The following is a 20,085-nucleotide window of genomic DNA, read 5'->3' as shown; positions in this document are numbered from 1 at the left end:
AATTCCTCAAGTAAAAACAACTTAAATAAGGTTGCATTAGTTATTATTTCAAACAATAGTACAAATATTACAGACCTTTATTCGAACGAAAGTAATTAACATTATAACTTTGGTTTACATTTTAATAAGCCAATAACTCATATCTGATTTAGCCTCAACAACATAACAACACTCTTCAATTTTCATGGGCATTTTGCGCCTTAGTGTCGACATCAATACTGCATTGTAATGTAGCGGAATTTATTATATTCGCCGCACTAATTAAATAAATTAACAATTTTGAAAAAACTATTATTTTTTGCCGCATTTACTGTGGCTGGTTTAATGAGTATGAATGCTCAAAACACAACATTTGGAATTACCGCAGGGTATACCAATATAAAGGCCAAAACTTCTTATGAAGGCCAATCGTATTCAGAATCTATCTCTGGGTTTCATGTAGGTGCTTTAGTTGATTTTGGTCTAAATGAAAATTTTCATATTCAACCAGAGGTAATTTATGCAAATGCAGAAGAAATGAATTTTCTGTATATCCCCGTTCTGGCCAAATATTACATTTCGAATTCAGGTTTTCAACTATTAGCTGGCCCTCAGGTAAATATTGTTTTAGACGAGCTAATTGATGGTTTAAATAATGTAGGTCTAGACCTTACTTTTGGTGCTGCTTACGATATTAACGAACACTTTTTTATTGATGCAAGATATAGTTTTGAGCTTACCAATAGATTTGAGGATGGCGCAGATTATGATGTTTCGGGAAAATACAACACCCTTTTTGCAGGAGTTGGTTATAAATTTTAATACTATTTAAATAACTAAAAAGAGGCTGTTTAAAAAATTTAACAATGCGTCATTCTGTGCTTGACACAGAATCTCATTCTATTGCAAATCAATAATTATGAGAATCTGAAATCGAAGATTCAACGAGGTTAAATAAATTCAGATTGACGAAAAATCAACTTTTTAAACAGCCTCTTTTTTATTCGTTATATATTAAAAACTCTTGCTCAATTTAAAATTAAGCAAGAGTTTCAAAACTTACATTTTCATTAACCAAGAGCGCATGTCTACCTCAGCTTTAATAATATCGCGGAGTTCAGTAATTTTTACACGCTTTTGCTCCATGGTATCGCGGTGGCGTATGGTTACCGTTTGGTCTTCTAAAGTATCGTGGTCTACAGTAATACAAAAAGGTGTCCCTACGGCATCTTGGCGACGGTAACGACGGCCAACGGCATCTTTCTCGTCGTAGTCTACGTTAAAGTCCCATTTTAAATCGTCTACAATTTGTTTAGCGATATCTGGCAAGCCATCTTTTTTAACCAATGGCAGCACCGCAGCTTTTACAGGAGCCAATACGGCTGGCAACTTTAATACGGTTCTGGTGGAATTGTTTTCTAGTTCTTCTTCTACCAACGCATGAGAGAATACGGCTAAAAACATACGATCTAAACCTATAGAGGTTTCTACCACGTAAGGCACGTAGCTTTTGTTTTCTTCAGGATCGAAATACTGTAATTTTTTTCCTGAGTGCTTTTCGTGCTGACTTAAGTCGAAATCGGTACGCGAGTGTATGCCTTCTAATTCTTTAAACCCGAATGGGAATTTAAATTCTATATCGGCAGCAGCATCGGCATAATGTGCCAATTTCTCATGATCGTGAAAACGGTAATTGTCTTCGCCCATACCTAAAGACAAATGCCATTTAAGTCGGGTTGCTTTCCAGGTTTCGTACCACTCTTTTTGTGTGCCCGGTTTTACAAAAAACTGCATTTCCATTTGCTCGAACTCACGCTGACGGAATATAAACTGACGCGCCACAATTTCGTTACGGAACGCTTTCCCGGTTTGTGCTATACCAAACGGAATTTTCATGCGGCCTGTTTTTTGCACATTTAAAAAGTTTACAAAAATACCCTGTGCCGTTTCTGGGCGCAAATATAAATCCATCGCACTGTCGGCCGAGGCACCTAATTTGGTACCAAACATCAAGTTAAATTGCTTAACATCTGTCCAGTTTTTTGAGCCCGTAAGCGGATCGGCAATTTCCAATTCCTCTATTAACGCTTTTACATCGGCTAAATCTTCGGCTTCCAAAGACTTCCCTAAACGCGATAATATAGTATCTATTTTTTCTTGATATCCTAACACACGAGGGTTGGTCGACACAAATTCGGCCTTATTAAAAGTATCGCCAAAACGCTTGGCGGCCTTAGCCACTTCTTTATCTATTTTAGCCTCTATTTTTGCGCAATAATCTTCTACCAATACATCGGCACGGTAACGCTTTTTAGAGTCTTTATTATCTATTAACGGGTCGTTAAATGCATCAACATGGCCAGAAGCCTTCCAAGTGGTGGGGTGCATAAAAATTGCTGCATCTATACCTACAATATTTTCATGCATTTGCACCATGGCTTTCCACCAGTAGTCGCGAATGTTTTTCTTTAGTTCTGCACCATTTTGTGCATAGTCGTAAACGGCGCTTAAACCGTCGTATATTTCGCTACTCTGGAACACATATCCGTACTCTTTAGCATGCGAAATTACCTTCTTAAATTGATCGTCTTGATTTGCCATAATGCAAAAATATAAAACGCCAGAAAACTACACATATCTTTTATTTAAAGTATTTTAAAATTTATCGATTATCACTTTTTATTCATAATATCGAGATGCTGTTATGCGGCAGTTGATTCGAAATCTCGTGTTACTCATTTTTACAAAGCAGATTTGCTCAATATAACTTTAAACAGGAAACAACAATGGCGCTAAAAACATTAACTAAACCACTATAGACTTCCAGTTTATAGGTTTGAAAACAGACTGAAAGTCCGATTATTTGTATTTATTTTAGCCACAAATACACGAATATTCTTTATCAAAACTATGTCAAATATTCGTGCATTCGTGGCGGAAAATATTTATAGAAGCTGAAAATCTTGCATTAAAAGTGCATAGTTTCAACTAACGGCTGAGACCAATGAAACAAGCCTCCATACAACACACAACACATATTGATAAAATTTTGTAATTTGAAGCTTTTGCAAAAAGATGTTTAAGGTATTACTCGATTTGTTTTTTCCAGAACTCTGTGCTGGTTGCGATACTGCTTTGCGCGACGGCGAAGCTTATATTTGCACGCCATGCAGGCATGCGTTACCACTTACCCAATATCACCTTAACAACAGTCCACAAGTAGAAAAAATATTTTATGGCCGCGTGCCAATAGCACAGGCTACCGCGTTATTGCGTTTCGAAAAAAAAGGCATTACCCAAAAACTTATACATCAATTAAAATACAAAAACCAAGAAGGTATAGGTGTATTTTTAGGCGATTGGCTGGGTGGAGAACTTAAACAGTTGCCTAACTACCAAAATATCGATTTGGTTTTACCAGTGCCATTACACAAAACCAAACTAAAACAACGGGGCTACAACCAAGTAACAGCCTTTGCAAAGCAGTTGGCCGAAGCTTTAAACGCTAAATATACAGACGATGTGCTTATTAAAGTGTCGCATACCAACTCGCAGGTTACCAAAAACCGTTTAGCACGCTGGACCGCCAAAGACAGCGTATTTAGCATACAAAACAATAGTAAAATACACGGAAAACATATTTTGTTGGTAGACGATATAATTACCACAGGTGCTACCATGGAAGCTTGTGCTAACTTATTACTGCCCTGCAAGCCTTCTAAATTAAGCCTCGCGGCCATGGCAATTGCATAAAGCGTTTTAACGAATGGCAAATATGTTGTTTCTTTGTGCAAATTCTTAATGCGAATAATGAATAAAGTACTGTCTAATAGTCTTCTGGTTTTGGCCATTGCCCTGTTAATTGTAAACTGCGCCAATCGTGGTACGCCGTCGGGTGGCGAGAAAGATATGTTACCGCCCGAAATTATACGTTCAGAACCCAAAAACTTCAGCACTAACTTTAATAGTACAGAAATAAAAATATACTTTAACGAGTATATTAAAATTAAAGATTTAAGTAAACAGCTTATTATTTCGCCACCTATGAATACGCCGCCCGAAATCACCCCTTTGGGCACCGCCAGTAAATACATTACCATTAAAATATACGATACCCTTGCCCCTAACACCACGTACGCATTTAATTTTGGCAATAGTATTGTAGATAATAATGAAGGAAATCCGTTTCCGTACTTTAAATATGTAATGTCTACAGGTACTTACATCGACTCGTTAAAAGTAACCGGAACCATTTTAGACGCCGAAAAGAAAACACCAGAAAACTTTGTTTCGGTAGCACTGTACGAAGTCGATTCTACATTTACAGATTCCATCATTTACAAACAAAAACCAAAGTACGTTACCAATACGCTAGACAGTTTAACCACCTTTTCTATTGAAAACCTTAAGGCAGGTAAGTATTTATTAGTGGCCATGAAGGACAATAATCAGGATTTTAAATTTCAGCAAAAAACAGATAAAATTGGCTTTTACGACACTTTAATAGAAGTGCCTACAGATACCAGTTACGTACTGAAACTCTTTCAGGAAGATTTAGATTTTAAAGCCTTTAAACCGCGATTAATATCGGAAGGTAAAATTGCTTTTGGTTACGAAGGTGATTATAAAAACATGAGTATAGACCTACTTACCGAAACCCCAGACGATTACGCGTACACCATTACAAAAGACGAAAAAACAGATTCGCTAATGTATTGGTACAAACCTAAATTAGAAAGCGACTCTCTACAATTTCGCGTGAGCTACAAACAGCAGGTACGCGACACCTTCGACCTTAAAATAACCGAAAAAAATCAAGATACTTTAGTGCTTAAAGGCGTGCCTAGCGGTCAAATAAACTTTAATGAAACCTTCTATTTAACGGCAACTACACCGTTTAGCTTAATTAACAAAGACCTGATTTCTATTACAGATAAAGACACGCTTGCCGTTGCTTTTAATACCGCATTAGACACACTGAATAACACGTTGCGTTTTGAATTTGAAAAAACCGAAAGCAACAAGTATTTTATAGATTTACTACCAGAAGCTATAACCGACTTTTTTGGAGATACCAACGATACGCTACAAATGCGCCTACAAACCAAAGCGTTTGACGATTACGGCAACGCACGTATTATTTTAAAAAATGCGCAATACCCCATAATTGTACAACTAACTAACGAAAAAGGAGATGTTAAAGCCGAAAAATACAGCACAGAACCCGAGCCATTAGATTTTACTTACTTGAGCAATGGCAAATATTTACTGCGTGTTATTTTTGATACCAACGGCAATAAAAAGTACGATACAGGAAATTATTTAAAAAAGCAACAACCCGAACGCATCAGTTATTACCCAAAACCTATAGATGTGCGTGTAGGATGGGATGTTGTAGAAGAATTTACATTAGTAGATTAAATGCGTCCCTATCGTCCAAAAACTTAAACTGTTCGCGTACAGCCACTAACTCGTTATGGTGTAATACTACAATTCGTATTCCGTTTTCTTTAGGCAAAAAACTAGACATAACTTCGCCCAGAGGATTATAAACCGCAGAATGCCCTACATACTCATGCCCTTTAGCATCGGTACCCACACGATTTACGCCTATACTAAAACTCATATTTTCTATGGCGCGGGCACGTAATAAGGTATCCCAAGCCTGAATTCTAGGTTTTGGCCAATTGGCAACATACAGTAACACATCGTAATCGTCTTGAAAACGCGACCAAACAGGAAAGCGCAAATCGTAACAAATTAAAGGAAACAAACGCCAGCCTTTATAGTATGTAATAACACGCGTTTCACCTGTCGTATACACCTTGTCTTCGCCCGCCAAAGTAAACGTATGTCGCTTGTCGTACGTGGTTATTTCGCCATTAGGGTATACAAACACTAACCTATTAAAATACTGTTCGTTTTCGGTAATCACTAAACTTCCCAGTATGGCGGTTTGCTTACTTAGGGCTTGGTTTTGCATCCATGTTACTGTAGGCCCATCCATAGTTTCGGCTTGGGCTTGGGCATTCATAGTAAAACCAGTGCTAAACATTTCAGGCAACACAATAAGGTCTACAGCCTCGCGTATTGCTTCAATATGTTGGGTTAAAGCCGAAATATTGGCTTGGGGTTGCTCCCAAACCAAATCGGTTTGGATAAGTGCTATTTTTAAATCTTCTACCATCAAAAAATTAAAAATTTCTTAGACGCCTTGCTATCGGTTTCAGGCTGTACTTCCCGTTGTGCCTTTTTTGCCGCTTTGGCTTCTTGTTTTTTACGCTTACGCTCGGCTTTATCTTCTTGCTTTAGGGCCTTTTCGTGCTGTCGTATAGCATCTTCCTGCTCGGCATAGGCCGCTTTAATCTCCCGCTGGTCGTCTAAGGTTAAACTTTCGGTTACATCGTAACTTCCCATATAAATCGATTCGCCTTTAACCTGATAAGATTTCCCTTTATAAGTGATGCTTTGGGCGTTTATATGAAAGCTTACAGTACAGAAAAGTATAAAAAATAAAAGTAATTGTTGTTTCATAAGCTAAAGGTTTTACACTAAAATATTCAAAAAAGACCACAATCACCTAATTATTAGACCTCTAAATCAATTTCACAGATTAACCGCAACAGCACTGCGGCTATTTTAAACAGTGGGTACCTAAAATACGCCCTGCCTTTTCTATCTTTGCATCACTTTAAAAACAGACAAATGAAACTGATAAAATTTTTAATCTTTTGCATTACCATTCAAGTTAGTGCGCAACAAGGCGGCATGTGGATTCCTTCTTTATTGAAGGGCATGAACGAGAACGACATGCAAGCATTGGGTAGTAAACTTACAGCCAAAGACATTTACGATGTTAACCAATCGAGTTTAAAAGATGCTATTGGGCATTTTAATGGTGGCTGTACTAGCGAAGTAATCTCTAACCAAGGTTTATTATTAACCAATCACCATTGTGGTTACGGACAAATACAATCGCATTCCTCTTTAGAAAACGATTATTTAAAAGATGGCTTTTGGGCTAAAACCTTAGCCGACGAACTACCAAACGAAGGCCTTTACGTAGAATTTATTGTTAGAATTGAAGATGTTACCGACCGTGTTCTGGACGGCGTTACCCCAGAAATGACCGAAAAAGAAAAACAGGCCAAAACAGATAGCAACAGCAATAGCATACAAAAAACCACACAAAAAGAAGCGTGGCAAGACACTAAAATAAAAGCTTTCTTTAAAGGGAATCAGTACTTTTTATTTGTTACCGAACGCTTTACCGACATCCGTTTGGTGGGAGCACCACCAACAAGCATTGGTAAATTTGGTTCGGACACAGACAACTGGGTGTGGCCAAGACATACAGGCGATTTTTCGATGTTTAGAATATATGCCGATAAAAATAATCGTCCAGCCGAATACGCTAAAGACAATGTACCTTACAAACCTAAACACTTTTTACCGGTATCTTTAGACGGTATTAGCGAAGGCGATTTTACGCTGGTTTTCGGGTTTCCTGGAACCACGCAAGAGTACCTTCCGGCTGTAGCCATAAAAGAAATTACCCAAGAGCTTAACCCGAGCAACATTGCCATTCGCGAAGCGGCTTTAAAGGTGATAGATGCCCACATGAAAGCCAGCGACGAAATCCGTATTCAATACGCTTCTAAACAAGCACGTATTGCCAATGCTTGGAAAAAATGGATAGGCGAAAATCTTGGTATCGAAAAAAGTAATGCCATTGCTAAACGACAAGCTTTGGAAGCCGAATTTACGGCTGCTCTTAAAAAGAAACATTTAAAAGCAGGCTACGGCGATTTGCTACCTGAACTCGAAAAACGCTATGCCGAATTTGGACCAATAGATGTAAAACGCAGCAATTTTGTTGAAATTTTTGTAAGAACCAACGAATTGATGGGGATGATGTTTAGATTATCACAAATGGAAAATGCAGCAAAAAATGGTGACGATGCCTTCAATATGGCTAGAGAAGCTACAAAAAATCGAATAAAAAATGTTTTAAAAGATTTTAATGCAGAAGTAGATCAAGGTGTTTTTGAAGCCATTATGCCAATGTACACAGACCATGTAGATGCCACTATTTATCAGCATACCGCTTTTACTAACCTAGAAAGTGCCAACGATATTTTAAACAGTTCTTCGGCAGAATTCCTTAAAAAATTAAATGCAGACCCTGCCTACATTTATGCAAAACCCTTTATTGAAGACTTCTACAACACGATAGAACCTGAATTTCAAAAACAAAACACGACCATTAATGGTTTAGAAACCGCTTATATGAAAGCCTTAATGGAAGTATTACCTAACGTACGTTATTACCCAGACGCCAACAGCACACTACGTGTTACCTACGGGCAAGTACGCGGCTACGAACCTAGAGACGCCGTGTATTACAAACCTATAAGCTATTTGGATGGTGTGATGGAAAAATATGTGCCTGGCGATTACGAATTTGATGTCCCTCAAAAACTTCAAGACTTATACGCCGCTAAAGACTATGGTAAATATGCCGATGCTAACGGAAAATTACCAGTTTGCTTTTTAGGGACTAACCATACGACTGGAGGTAACTCAGGTAGCCCTGCTATAGACGCCCACGGTAACCTAATAGGATTAAACTTTGATCGCGTATGGGAAGGCACCATGAGCGATATGAACTACGATCCCGATATTTGTAGAAACATTATGGTAGATGTACGCTACGTACTGTTTATTATAGATAAATATGCTGGAGCCGAACGCTTAATAAAAGAAATGAAATTAGCACATCCTAAATCATAGATTTTCAAACGCCTACCCCTTACGGGTGGCGGTTACTATTCCACGTTTAAAAAAGGTAATGTTTACATAACATTGCCTTTTTTAAATTTGGCCATGATTACATGTAAACCTTTCACACAATTACAAACGCTTAGGCGCCTGCTATCAATTAAAATCTGGTATTGCATGGTTTGGCTAGCCTTTCAAACAACTGTCGCACAGGCCCAAAACCACGGTTACCAAGCTACCAGTAGCATAGACTCGGTATTCACGCAATTAAAACACCAACTAAACCACGCCGAAGCCAACAATAACACCTCGGCCATTGTACAGTCGCATATTAGTCTGGCCGATTTTTACAATCATTTGGGCATTCAGGACGAAGCGATAAAACATTATCATCAAGCGCTAGATCTGCACACGAATAAAGACACCACCTTGGTGTACATCGGCAATAAAATTAGCGCTATTCATCTCGCTCTAAAGCAATATAAAAATGCTTCGCAGTACAGTAAAGAAAGTTTAGAAACAGCTAAGCTTATTAATTTCGAAAAAGGAAAAGCCACCAGTTATGCACTTTTAGGAAGTGTTGCAGAAAAGGAAACTAACTACAAACTCGCTTTACAATACCAAGAGCAAAGTTTAGCCATTTTTAAATCGCTTACAGATAGTACGGGCTTAGCCTATACTTACGAAAATTTAGGCAGTATTTACGAAGATCTGGAAGATTACAACAATGCTCTCCTCTATTTCAAAACAGCTACCGATTACGCAAAACACAGTCCGTCTGACACTAAAATAAACATCATTAATAATTTAGGCGACGCGTACCGTAAAATGGGGCAATTAAATAATGCCTTACAGTTTACACAACAAGCCCTACAAATGGCAAAAGCCACTAATAATATAGATCAAGAAGAATCTGCCCTAAAAGATCTAGCGCTTATTTATGCAGGAATGGGCGACTACCAAACGGCTTTTAACTACATGACAACCCATGCCCGACTAAACGCCGATGAAATTGAACAAAAAAATGCCGATCTGGTTAGCTCCTTACAAATTCTTTACGAAGTCGCCGAGCGCGATGCCCAAGTAAAACTACTTAACAAACAAAACGAAGTTAATAGAATTAGGCAAAACATCATTTTACTATCCTGCATCTTTTTAATACTCATTTTAGTTGGTTGGTTAGTTTACTTCAAAAAACGCAAAAAACAAGAATCTAAAATTAAAGACTACAAACACCAATTACTGCAAGCCAATCTCGATAAGAAAACACAAGAAGAAGCTGCCTTAAAAAGAGAAGTAGACATTAAAATGTCGGCACTTACCAATTACAGTTTGCATCTTGCCCATAAAAACAAAATGATAGCCGACATATCGCGAACCCTTACACATTTAAAAGACCGGAATACGGTAATGATAAAATCGAAGTTAGAAACCGTTATTAAAGACATCAATTCCGATTTATCTCAAGAAGAAGAATGGACAGAGTTTATAGGTTTTTTCGAACAAATTCATCCAAACTTCTTTCACAGCATAAAACACGATGTTACAACTGAGCTTTCGGCCTCCGAACTACGCCTATGTATGCTCTTACGGTTAAATTTATCATCAAAAGAAATTGCATCTATATTACGAATAACGCCTGATAGTGTGCGCATTGCACGATATCGCCTTAGAAAAAAGTTACCAATAGACTCGAAAGACGACCTGCAGACCTTCATTCTTAACCTATAAACCTTATGTTTCCAAAATATTACCAACACGTAATGCCAGTGTAAATGTTGCCTTATTATATAACCAAAATCGGTTAGATTATTACATTTTGTTAACTGTTGCTTTAGACAAATCTTGTGCTTCAAATCTAAATTTGTCCAAAAATAAATTAACAAATAATTATGAAAAACTGGATGACTTTAATGACGCTATTAATTACCACAATTAGCGCATTAGCACAAACCGGGCAAGTTCAAGGAACCATTACAGATCAAAATGCAATAACAGTTCCAGGAGCATCGGTATTACTTGAAGAAATAAACAAAGGAGCTGTATCCGATTTCAACGGAAAGTTCACACTTGTAAATATAGGACCAGGCACCTACAACTTAACCATTAAGTATTTAGGTTATGCCGACTACAACCAACAAATTACAGTAAACCCAGCAGTAACGACCAATTTAACGATTGTATTAACCGAACAAAACACAGAATTAGACGAAGTACAAATTGTTGGATTAGGATTTGGCAGTCAAGCCAGAGCGCTTAACACTCAAAAAAACAAGCAAAATATTACTAACATTGTGTCTACAGACCAAATTGGTAAATTTCCAGATGCTAATATTGGAGATGCTGTAAAACGTATTCCGGGTATCACCATGCAAGTAGACCAAGGCGAGGCACGTAATATTATAGTACGTGGTTTGGCGCCACAGTTAAACTCGGTAACTTTAAACGGTAGCCGTATTCCATCGGCAGAAGCTGACAACAGAAATGTTCAAATGGATTTAATTCCGTCGGACATGATTCAAACTGTAGAAGTAAACAAAGCGGTAACGCCAGACATGGATGCCGATGCGATTGGAGGGTCTATAAACTTAATTACCAGAACATCGCCACATGGTTTTCGTTTATCGGCAACTGGTGGATCTGGAATTAACTTAATTAACGATAAACGTATTTTAAACGGATCGTTTTTATTAGGAGACCGCAGCAAAAACGATAAATTTGGATGGGTTGTTGCAGCTTCATTCAACGACACAAAATTCGGATCTGATAACGTAGAAGCCGAATGGGATGATGAATTTGAATACAACACTGGTGCCGAAGATGAAGAGGGCGACCCTATTATGCAAGAAGTAGATGTTAACCCTTATGCAAGCGTTAACGAGATTAGAGAATACCACGTACAACGTATACGTCGTAGCTTTTCTGCTAACTTCGATTATAAATTAGACAACAACAACACCCTGTACTTTAAATCTATCTACAACTGGAGAGACGACCGCGAAAACCGATTTGTTTTGGAGCAAGGTATTCTTGATGGTGAAGACATAGAGTTTGGCGATTTTTCAGTAGATACTAACGGCAACCTAACTGCTTTTCCTGTTGAAGCAAAACGCGAAGTAAAAGGTGGTATCGATAATAACCGTAACAAAAATGCCCGTCTGGAAGACCAACGTATGCAAAATTACAGTCTTGGAGGAGAGCACTTATTAAACAATCTGCAAGTAGACTGGATGGCATCTTACTCTAAAGCTTCAGAAGAGCGTTTAAACGAGCGTTACTTAGTTTACGAAAGCGAATATGGCGTTAACTACAATAACAATCCAGACAAACCAAGCTATTCACCTACAAACGCCGATGATGCCGATTACAGCAGCTTTGAATTCGATGAGTTATTCGAAGAAAATCAATATACCGACGAAACCGATTTTAACGCTTTAGTAAACTTCGAATTACCACTTCATATTTTCGATAAAGAGAACGGTACCCTTAAGTTTGGTGCTAAAACAAGAATCAAAGAAAAAATGCAGGATAACGGTTACATCGAATATTCACCAGAAAACGACGATTTAGAATTCTTAGGCGATGTACCTACAAGAGATTATACCGAATCTGATTTTAACCCAGGTAGCCAATACCAAATCGGGTATTTCCCAACACCAGAATATTTAGGAAGCCTAAACTTATACGACAGCAATCTGTTTAGCGCAGAAGATAAACCCGAAGAATACGAAACGGCAAACTTTAATGTAAAAGAAAACGTATACGCTGGTTATGTAATGACCGAGCAAAATATTTCTGATAACTTCAGCTTCCTATTAGGAGTACGTGTAGAGCACACTGTTGCCGATGCTACCGGAAATGAAATTGTATTTAACGAAGATGGCGATTATATAGAAGCTTCGCCTATAAACAGTAAAAACGATTACACCAACGTTTTACCAAGCGTACATTTAAAGTACAACGCCACAGACAATACCATTTTAAGATTCGCTTGGACCAACACCATTGCCCGACCAAATTATGTAGATATTGTACCATCTAGAGAAATTAACAACGAAGACGAAGAAATTATTTTAGGTAATCCAGATTTAGGTCCAACAACATCTATGAACTTCGACCTTATGGCCGAACATTACTTCCAATCTGTAGGGTTATTATCTGGAGGTATATTCTATAAAGATATTAACGATTTCATTTACACTTTCCAATACGAAAACGAAGAAGGTTACGAAGTGTACCAACCATTTAACGGCGACGAAGCATCTATCTTTGGTTTCGAAGCATCGTTCCAACGCCAGTTAGATTTCGTACCAGGTTTCCTTAAAAACTTAAACCTGTATTTAAACTATACGTATCTTACTTCTGAAGCTTCTGGTATCAGAAATGAAGATGGCGAAGAACGTAACGATTTAGATTTACCAAATACAGCACCTAATATGTTTAACGGTTCGTTAGGGTATGCCAACAAATACTTTAGCTTACGTTTATCGGCTAACTATTCCGATTCTTACATAGACGAAATTGGCGGACGTGCATTCGAAGACCGTTATTACGACGAGCAATTCTTTTTAGACTTTAATGCCCGTGCCAATATTACAAAACAATTAAGTTTGTATGTAGATGTAAACAATATCACCAACCAACCATTACGTTATTACCAAGGTGTTAAAAACCGTACCATGCAAATGGAGTACTACCAAACACGTGTAACTTTTGGATTGAAATACGATTTATTTAAAAACTAAACCATGAAAAAATATATATTAAGCCTTTTAGTAGCTGGTTCTTTAGTAGCCTGTAAAAGCAGTTTACCCCTTGTAAAACCTACACTGGTAAGTCAGAAAACACCACACGACACAGACGATCCTGCCATTTGGATAAACAAAGCCAACCCAGAACAAAGTATTATTTTTGGCACCGATAAAGACGAAGTAAACGGCGGCGTGTACGCTTTCGATTTAGATGGTAAAATTATAGAAAGTAAAAGCCTTACCAACGTTAGCTACCCTAACAATGTAGATATCGAATACGGGTTTGCGTTAAACGACTCTACCCAAGTAGATATCATGATGTTTACCGAGCGTGAAAAACACCAGATAAGACTTTACAGTGTGCCAGACATGACACCCTTAGACAATGGCGGTTTTCCTGTTTTTGAAGATGAAACTGATATAGAATTGAAACGTCCAATGGGTATAAGCATTTATAAAAACCCAAAAGACCAAGCTTTTTATGCTATAGTAAGTCGTAAAAATGGCCCTACACAAGGGTATTTATACCAATACAAACTAGATGCTGGCAACCAAGGTGTAACAGCTACTTTAGTTAGAAAATTTGGAACGTTTAGCGGACAAAAAGAAATTGAAGCCATAGCTGTAGACGATGCTTTAGGCCACGTATACTATTCTGATGAAGGTGTAGGGATTAGAAAATTCCATGCAGATCCCGCCCAAGGCGACGAGCAAATTGCCATTTTTGGAAGCGAACACTTTAAAGACGATATTGAAGGCATTGCTATAGCCACTTATAGTGATGGCTCTGGTTACTTAATCGTTTCGAACCAGCAAGACCACAGTTTCAACATTTTTAAACGTGGGGATAACAGTTTTGTAAAGACTATAAATTTAGGTACTAAAGAAACCGATGGTTGCGATGTTACCACCCAAGCTTTAGGCAGTAAATATCCTAATGGTTTATTTGTCTCGATGAACGACGAAAAGGATTTTTTCTTCCACAGTTTAGACTTGCTTCAACTTAATTAAACCTTATTTTGCCCCAAATCTTAAAAGCCCTTTTCTAAATTAGAAAAGGGCTTTTTACAATATACGATTTATATAATCTCCATTTTCTTTAATAAAAAGCTAGCATTCATATTTTGGCAGACACCTGTTTTAAATGTGTAGTCAAAATGCAATTCGTTATTAATAATTTCGGCATCAAAATAATGGTTTCTAATCTGGGTTAATTCGGTTGCAATCTCACATAAACTCAAATCGTGCGTTGCTATAATACCTGTTGCTTGTAAACCGACCAGCTTCTCGACAAATTGTTTAGATCCGATAGCTTTATCGGTGCTGTTCGTACCCTTTAAAATTTCATCTAAAACAATAAAATACGCATCGGTCTGCACGGTGTCTACAATATATTTTAACCGTGTTAACTCCGAAAAGAAATACGAACTATCATCGGTTAACGAATCGCTGGTTCGCATACTTGTAATTAACTTTATGGGATTATATGCACTCGATTGGGCACAGACCGGGAGCCCAACATTAGCCATTACAATATATAATGATACTGTTCTTAAAAACGTACTTTTTCCAGCCATGTTGGCTCCTGTAATAATAAAAAACTGGGACCTATCGATCTTAAAATCGTTATCGATTCTTTTTTCTGAATGCAACAACGGGTGTCCCAATTGAGAGGCTTCAATGACAGCAACTTCTTTGGTGAGTTTTGGATACGTAAACTGCGGATGGTTGAAACTATAATTGGCCAACGCATTATAAGCATCAAAAAACGCAATGACCTCTAACCAATCTGTGGTTTTCGATCCATGTTTTTTAATCCATTGCTCGATCGCATAGGCATGTTTTATATCTAATAAAAACAGTCCATTACCAAAAATGGCAGAAATCAGATTATTTCTATTGTCTAAACGATCTAATAAACCTGATAATTCTTTAAATATTTGCGACGCCTTTTCGGTATCGTGCGCTATTTGTTTTTGCTGTTCAATTAACAAACTTGAAGTAAACTTCTCTTGCTCTATTTGTTCTAAAAGCCCCGCATATTGTTTAAACGTGTTTTTTAATTTTTCGGTCTGCGACGACAACACATTTATAGTTTTTAAATACACCCCAGTAAACAATAAGCCCACCAACAACCATAAACCTAAAATATTTGCCGAAAGCACACTAAAATACACACATACCAACAAAACGAGCGACACACCACCAAACAGCCACGGAATAATGTTAAAATACGATGGCAATTTTGGAGTATAACCTTTTAACCAACTGTTAATTGTTTTGGCAGGAACCTCAACTTGTACAACGCTAGACAGGGCACTGTAATACTGCCTCCAAGTCGCCTTATCGGCTAACTCAGTAATGGCGTCTTGTCTTTTTTTAATACCTTCAACGGTATTGGCTTTTAAAATTTCTGCTAGCTTTTGTGTTCCTCCGGCAATGTAAGTCCTATTTATACTCTGAAACAACGAGCCTCTTCCGAACACATCGATATCTAAACTGTAAGCATGTTTTGGATCTTGAAACTCTACACCGTCTGGCCTGTGTAAAAATCCATTTTTAATTATATTAATTTCTTCATTATTAATGGCTACCAGCGCTTTTTCTATATTGCGTTTGTATTTAATATTGGAATACTTAACCAACAGAAACAAAAACACAGCCAACCCTACCCCACCTATAATTAACGCAATTTGCCATTCTTTAAATGTGGCATACACACCGTAAGCAGAAGCCAAAAACACCTGTAAACGCGCCATACTAAGTGTACGTATTTGTGTATTTAAAGTAGCGACTACCTTTTGATGTGACTGAGATTGATTTTGGTAAAACGATATGGGTCTGTTCATTATTTATAATATTAGGGTTTAAAACTAAACAAAAAATCCTAAGCAAAATGCTTAGGATTTTTAATGTTATATAAACGTTGTAAGGTTTAGCCTTTAAACGCTGCTTTTAAATATTCGCGATTCATACGGGCAATGTTCTCTAAAGAAATACCTTTAGGACATTCTACTTCGCAAGCTCCAGTATTGGTACAGTTACCAAAACCTTCTTCGTCCATTTGTTTTACCATGTTTAATACACGCTCTGTGGCCTCTACTTGTCCCTGCGGAAGCAATGCATACTGCGATACTTTTGCACCAACAAACAACATTGCAGACGAGTTTTTACAACTCGCTACACAGGCACCACAACCAATACAGGTAGCAGCATCCATAGCTTTATCGGCGGCTTCTTTAGCAATAGGAATAGCGTTGGCATCTTGCGTATTTCCAGAAGTATTTACAGAAATAAATCCGCCTGCTTGCTGGATACGCTCAAAAGACGTTCTATCTACTATTAAATCTTTTATAACTGGAAATGCAGCTGCGCGCCATGGCTCGATAGTAATCGTGTCGCCATCTTTAAACATACGCATATGCAACTGGCAAGTAGTTACCCCTCGGTCTGGACCATGGGCTTCGCCATTAATATATAACGAACACATACCACAGATACCTTCGCGACAATCGTGATCGAAAGCTACAGGTTCTTCGCCAGCGTTAACCAATTGTTCGTTCAAAACATCCATCATTTCTAAAAAAGACATATGCTCTGAAATATCGGTGACTTTATAATCGACCATTTGACCCTTTGCACTCGAGTCTTTCTGTCTCCAAATTTTTAGTGTTAAATTCATAATGTCTATTTTATTTGTATGAACGTTGTTTAAGTTCTATATCTTTAAATTCTAATTGTTCTTTATGTAGTACAGCATCAGCTGGTTCGCCTTTGTATTCCCAAGCCGATACGAATGCGAAGTTTTCATCGTCTCGTTTAGCTTCTCCTTTTTGTTCGCCATCTAATTCTACAGACTCTTCTCTAAAGTGCCCACCACAAGATTCTTCTCTTACAAGAGCATCTTTAGCAAACAATTCGCCTAACTCTAAGAAATCTGCTACGCGACCTGCTTTTTCTAACTCTGGGTTTAATTCGTTAGCATTACCTGGCACTTTAACTTCTTTCCAGAATTCTTCGCGAATGGCTTTAATTTCTGCCATAGCTTCTTTTAAACCTTTTTCGTTTCTGGCCATACCTACTTTATCCCACATTACTTTTCCTAAACGTTTGTGGAAATGATCTACAGATTTTGTACCCTTATTATTGATAAAGAAATCAATACGATCTTTTACAGCTTTTTCGGCTTCATCGAATTCTTTCGTTGCGGTAGAAATTTTTCCTGTACGGATATCATCGGCTAAATAATCGCCAATAGTATACGGTAACACAAAATAACCATCGGCTAAACCTTGCATTAAGGCTGAAGCTCCCAATCTGTTAGCCCCGTGATCGGAGAAGTTCGCTTCCCCAATACAATAACATCCAGGAATGGTCGTCATTAAGTTATAATCTACCCAAACACCACCCATAGTGTAGTGTGTCGCAGGATAAATCATCATTGGCGTTTTATACGGATCTTCATCTACGATTTTTTCGTACATCTGGAATAAGTTTCCGTATTTCGCTTCAACGATTTTCTGACCTAATTCGTATATTTTTTCTGCTGAAGGATTAGAGATATTGTGAATTTTAGCTTGCTCTTTCCCATAACGTTGTATTGCCGAAGCAAAGTCTAAATACACCGCCTCACCAGTAGCATTAACACCATAACCTGCATCGCAACGCTCTTTAGCGGCACGCGACGCCACATCTCTAGGTACTAAGTTACCAAAGGCAGGATAACGACGCTCTAAGTAATAATCACGCTCGTCTTCCGATAAATCGGTAGGCTTTTTACGTCCTTCACGAATGGCCAAAACATCGTCCATGTTTTTAGGCACCCAAATGCGTCCGTCGTTACGTAACGACTCCGACATTAACGTTAATTTAGACTGGTAATCTCCAGAACGCGGAATACACGTTGGGTGAATTTGTGTATAACAAGGGTTTGCGAAATACGCCCCTTTTTTATGAATTTTCCAAGCTGCGGTAGCATTACTTCCCATAGCGTTAGTCGATAAGAAATATACATTTCCATATCCACCAGAAGCGATTACTACAGCATGCGCAGAATGTCTTTCTATTTCTCCGGTTATTAAATTACGGGCAATAATACCTCTAGCTTTGCCGTCTACAATAACCACATCTAACATTTCGTGGCGGTTAAACATTTCTATTTTACCACGTGCAATTTGTCTGTTCATGGCAGAATAAGCACCTAATAACAACTGCTGTCCTGTTTGACCTTTAGCATAGAATGTTCTAGATACTAATACACCACCAAACGAACGGTTATCTAACAATCCGCCATAATCGCGTGCAAAAGGTACACCTTGCGCCACACATTGGTCTATAATATTTGCAGATACTTCGGCCAAACGGTACACGTTAGCTTCGCGCGAACGGTAATCGCCACCTTTTACAGTATCGTAAAACAATCTGTATGTAGAATCGCCATCGCCTTGATAATTTTTTGCAGCGTTAATTCCCCCTTGTGCAGCAATAGAGTGTGCACGACGTGGCGAATCTTGATAAGCAAAAGCTTTTACATTGTAACCTAATTCTGCTAAAGTAGCTGCAGCAGAACCTCCAGCTAACCCTGTTCCTACAACAATAACATCGATATGACGTTTGTTTGCTGGGTTTACAAGGTTTATTTTATTTTTATAGTCTGTCCATTTATCTTTAATTGGACCCTTTGGTACTCTTGAATCTAAAGCCATATTTAGATGTGTTTTTTAGTGTGCGTTAAAATGATGAAATAAAGCAATAACGATAAACCCAACAGGAATTACAATGGCATACGCTTTTCCAAATCCTTTTAAACCTTTCGTGTATTTGTTATTTGCTCCAACCGATTGGAATGCCGAATCGAAACCATGCAGCAAGTGCAGTGCTAAGAATACAAACCCTAAACAGTATAAAGCCACTCTCCAAAAAGGCACAAATTTGTGCTGTAATTCTTCAAAATAACGGTACGTTTCGCCATCGGCTAACAAACCAGACATATCGCCTTGAATGTATTTGGTGTTGATTTCCGGAATCCAAAAATCTAAAAAGTGAATAATCAAGAAGATTAAAATAAATAACCCACTGTAAATCATATTTCTACTCATCCAAGTAGAATTGGCAGCACCATTATTTTTATAATATTTAATGTGCCTTGCATTCTTATTACGTATTTCTAATACAAACCCCATTACAAAATGAAATATCACTCCAAAAATTAATACCGGTTGCATGAGGTATTGAATTAATGGATTGGTACCCATAAAATGCGATAGGTTGTTAAACGCATCTGCACTAAATACTGAAGTTAAATTGATAATAAAATGCTGTAATAAGAAAATCATAAGAAAGAGTGCAGATAGAGCCATCGCAAACTTTCTTCCTATTGAAGAATTTAAAATTCCGCTCATTTTTTTGATGTTAGTTTTATAATTACAAATTTAGGCTACCAGTGTTTCATACACAAAAAGTTGCCTCTATAAATTTGTATTTAGAACGATTTTAAAGAAGCTATTAAACAACTCATTTTAAGAGTTTTACTATAACGATTTCGAACACCAAGATAAAGTCCGTCAAAAAAAAT

At 37.7% G+C, this 20,085-nt stretch carries 14 protein-coding genes; 7 read left to right on the top strand and 7 right to left on the bottom strand.

The genetic code is table 11. From position 1 onward, the window contains the following. Positions 1-279: 279 nt before the first annotated feature. Positions 280-801: a porin family protein gene (locus tag ACR9EA_RS01535; protein WP_435136517.1), complete on the top strand. Its 522-nt coding sequence runs from the start codon at positions 280-282 to the stop codon at positions 799-801. A 237-nt stretch (positions 802-1,038) separates the two neighbouring features. On the opposite strand, the gene ACR9EA_RS01530 is transcribed toward ACR9EA_RS01535, so the two are convergent. Next, on the bottom strand, positions 1,039-2,580 hold the full coding sequence (locus tag ACR9EA_RS01530; protein WP_435136514.1) for a glycine--tRNA ligase: 1,542 nt from the start codon (positions 2,578-2,580) through the stop codon (positions 1,039-1,041). Between the two features lie 474 nt (positions 2,581-3,054). Here ACR9EA_RS01530 and ACR9EA_RS01525 point away from each other — a divergent pair, with 474 nt between their 5' ends. Further along, positions 3,055-3,732 carry a ComF family protein gene (locus ACR9EA_RS01525; RefSeq protein WP_435136511.1) on the top strand — a complete coding sequence of 226 codons (678 nt, stop codon included), beginning with the start codon at positions 3,055-3,057 and terminating at the stop codon, positions 3,730-3,732. Positions 3,733-3,789: 57 nt separating this feature from the next. After that, positions 3,790-5,400, top strand: coding sequence for an Ig-like domain-containing protein (locus ACR9EA_RS01520; RefSeq protein ID WP_435136508.1), 1,611 nt, complete (start codon positions 3,790-3,792; stop codon positions 5,398-5,400). Here ACR9EA_RS01520 and ACR9EA_RS01515 read toward each other — a convergent pair. Next, the gene (locus tag ACR9EA_RS01515; RefSeq protein ID WP_435139928.1) at positions 5,384-6,166 is read right to left on the bottom strand and encodes an amidohydrolase; all 783 of its coding nucleotides are present in this window, start codon (positions 6,164-6,166) and stop codon (positions 5,384-5,386) included. The genes ACR9EA_RS01520 and ACR9EA_RS01515 overlap by 17 nt on opposite strands. Continuing rightward, positions 6,166-6,513, bottom strand: coding sequence for a hypothetical protein (locus tag ACR9EA_RS01510; RefSeq protein ID WP_435136505.1), 348 nt, complete (start codon positions 6,511-6,513; stop codon positions 6,166-6,168). Before ACR9EA_RS01510 ends, ACR9EA_RS01515 begins: the two co-directional genes overlap by 1 nt. Before the next feature lie 171 nt (positions 6,514-6,684). Between ACR9EA_RS01510 and ACR9EA_RS01505 the strand changes: the two genes are divergently transcribed. From ACR9EA_RS01505 to ACR9EA_RS01490, 4 genes are all read left to right on the top strand, one after another. Next, positions 6,685-8,772 (top strand): S46 family peptidase, encoded by a 2,088-nt coding sequence (locus ACR9EA_RS01505; protein ID WP_435136502.1) that lies wholly within the window; start codon positions 6,685-6,687, stop codon positions 8,770-8,772. 165 nt (positions 8,773-8,937) lie between these two features. Continuing rightward, positions 8,938-10,491, top strand: a complete 1,554-nt coding sequence (locus ACR9EA_RS01500) for a tetratricopeptide repeat protein (RefSeq protein WP_435136499.1) — start codon at positions 8,938-8,940, stop codon at positions 10,489-10,491. 161 nt (positions 10,492-10,652) lie between these two features. After that, a complete protein-coding gene (locus ACR9EA_RS01495; protein ID WP_435136496.1) occupies positions 10,653-13,505 on the top strand; it encodes a TonB-dependent receptor in 2,853 nt (950 codons plus the stop codon). Positions 13,506-13,508: 3 nt separating this feature from the next. Continuing rightward, positions 13,509-14,522, top strand: coding sequence for a phytase (locus ACR9EA_RS01490; RefSeq protein WP_435136493.1), 1,014 nt, complete (start codon positions 13,509-13,511; stop codon positions 14,520-14,522). Between the two features lie 68 nt (positions 14,523-14,590). Here ACR9EA_RS01490 and ACR9EA_RS01485 read toward each other — a convergent pair whose 3' ends face one another. The 4 genes from ACR9EA_RS01485 to ACR9EA_RS01470 form a co-directional block, all read right to left on the bottom strand. Further along, the gene (locus tag ACR9EA_RS01485) at positions 14,591-16,360 is read right to left on the bottom strand and encodes a MutS-related protein (RefSeq protein WP_435136491.1); all 1,770 of its coding nucleotides are present in this window, start codon (positions 16,358-16,360) and stop codon (positions 14,591-14,593) included. Between the two features lie 86 nt (positions 16,361-16,446). Beyond that, the gene (locus ACR9EA_RS01480) at positions 16,447-17,202 is read right to left on the bottom strand and encodes a succinate dehydrogenase/fumarate reductase iron-sulfur subunit (protein WP_435139926.1); all 756 of its coding nucleotides are present in this window, start codon (positions 17,200-17,202) and stop codon (positions 16,447-16,449) included. Between the two features lies 1 nt (position 17,203). Further along, positions 17,204-19,216 (bottom strand): fumarate reductase/succinate dehydrogenase flavoprotein subunit, encoded by a 2,013-nt coding sequence (locus ACR9EA_RS01475; RefSeq protein WP_435136488.1) that lies wholly within the window; start codon positions 19,214-19,216, stop codon positions 17,204-17,206. 15 nt (positions 19,217-19,231) lie between these two features. After that, complete coding sequence (locus ACR9EA_RS01470; protein WP_435136486.1) at positions 19,232-19,912, bottom strand: succinate dehydrogenase cytochrome b subunit; 681 nt, start codon at positions 19,910-19,912, stop codon at positions 19,232-19,234. Between the last annotated feature and the right edge of the window lie 173 nt (positions 19,913-20,085).

Source organism: Formosa sp. A9 (genome assembly GCF_051200825.1).
In the GTDB taxonomy this organism is placed as follows: domain Bacteria; phylum Bacteroidota; class Bacteroidia; order Flavobacteriales; family Flavobacteriaceae; genus Formosa.
The sequence above is the reverse complement of the archived record's forward strand: the minus strand, read 5'-3'. Positions and strand labels throughout refer to the sequence as shown.

Coding starts and splice junctions, on each gene's coding strand:
- ACR9EA_RS01530 (WP_435136514.1), bottom strand. CDS start 2,580: ATGGCAAATCAAGACGATCAATTTAAGAAGGTAATTTCGCATGCTAAA.
- ACR9EA_RS01525 (WP_435136511.1), top strand. CDS start 3,055: ATGTTTAAGGTATTACTCGATTTGTTTTTTCCAGAACTCTGTGCTGGT.
- ACR9EA_RS01520 (WP_435136508.1), top strand. CDS start 3,790: ATGAATAAAGTACTGTCTAATAGTCTTCTGGTTTTGGCCATTGCCCTG.
- ACR9EA_RS01515 (WP_435139928.1), bottom strand. CDS start 6,166: ATGGTAGAAGATTTAAAAATAGCACTTATCCAAACCGATTTGGTTTGG.
- ACR9EA_RS01510 (WP_435136505.1), bottom strand. CDS start 6,513: ATGAAACAACAATTACTTTTATTTTTTATACTTTTCTGTACTGTAAGC.
- ACR9EA_RS01505 (WP_435136502.1), top strand. CDS start 6,685: ATGAAACTGATAAAATTTTTAATCTTTTGCATTACCATTCAAGTTAGT.
- ACR9EA_RS01500 (WP_435136499.1), top strand. CDS start 8,938: ATGGTTTGGCTAGCCTTTCAAACAACTGTCGCACAGGCCCAAAACCAC.
- ACR9EA_RS01495 (WP_435136496.1), top strand. CDS start 10,653: ATGAAAAACTGGATGACTTTAATGACGCTATTAATTACCACAATTAGC.
- ACR9EA_RS01490 (WP_435136493.1), top strand. CDS start 13,509: ATGAAAAAATATATATTAAGCCTTTTAGTAGCTGGTTCTTTAGTAGCC.
- ACR9EA_RS01485 (WP_435136491.1), bottom strand. CDS start 16,360: ATGAACAGACCCATATCGTTTTACCAAAATCAATCTCAGTCACATCAA.
- ACR9EA_RS01475 (WP_435136488.1), bottom strand. CDS start 19,216: ATGGCTTTAGATTCAAGAGTACCAAAGGGTCCAATTAAAGATAAATGG.
- ACR9EA_RS01470 (WP_435136486.1), bottom strand. CDS start 19,912: ATGAGCGGAATTTTAAATTCTTCAATAGGAAGAAAGTTTGCGATGGCT.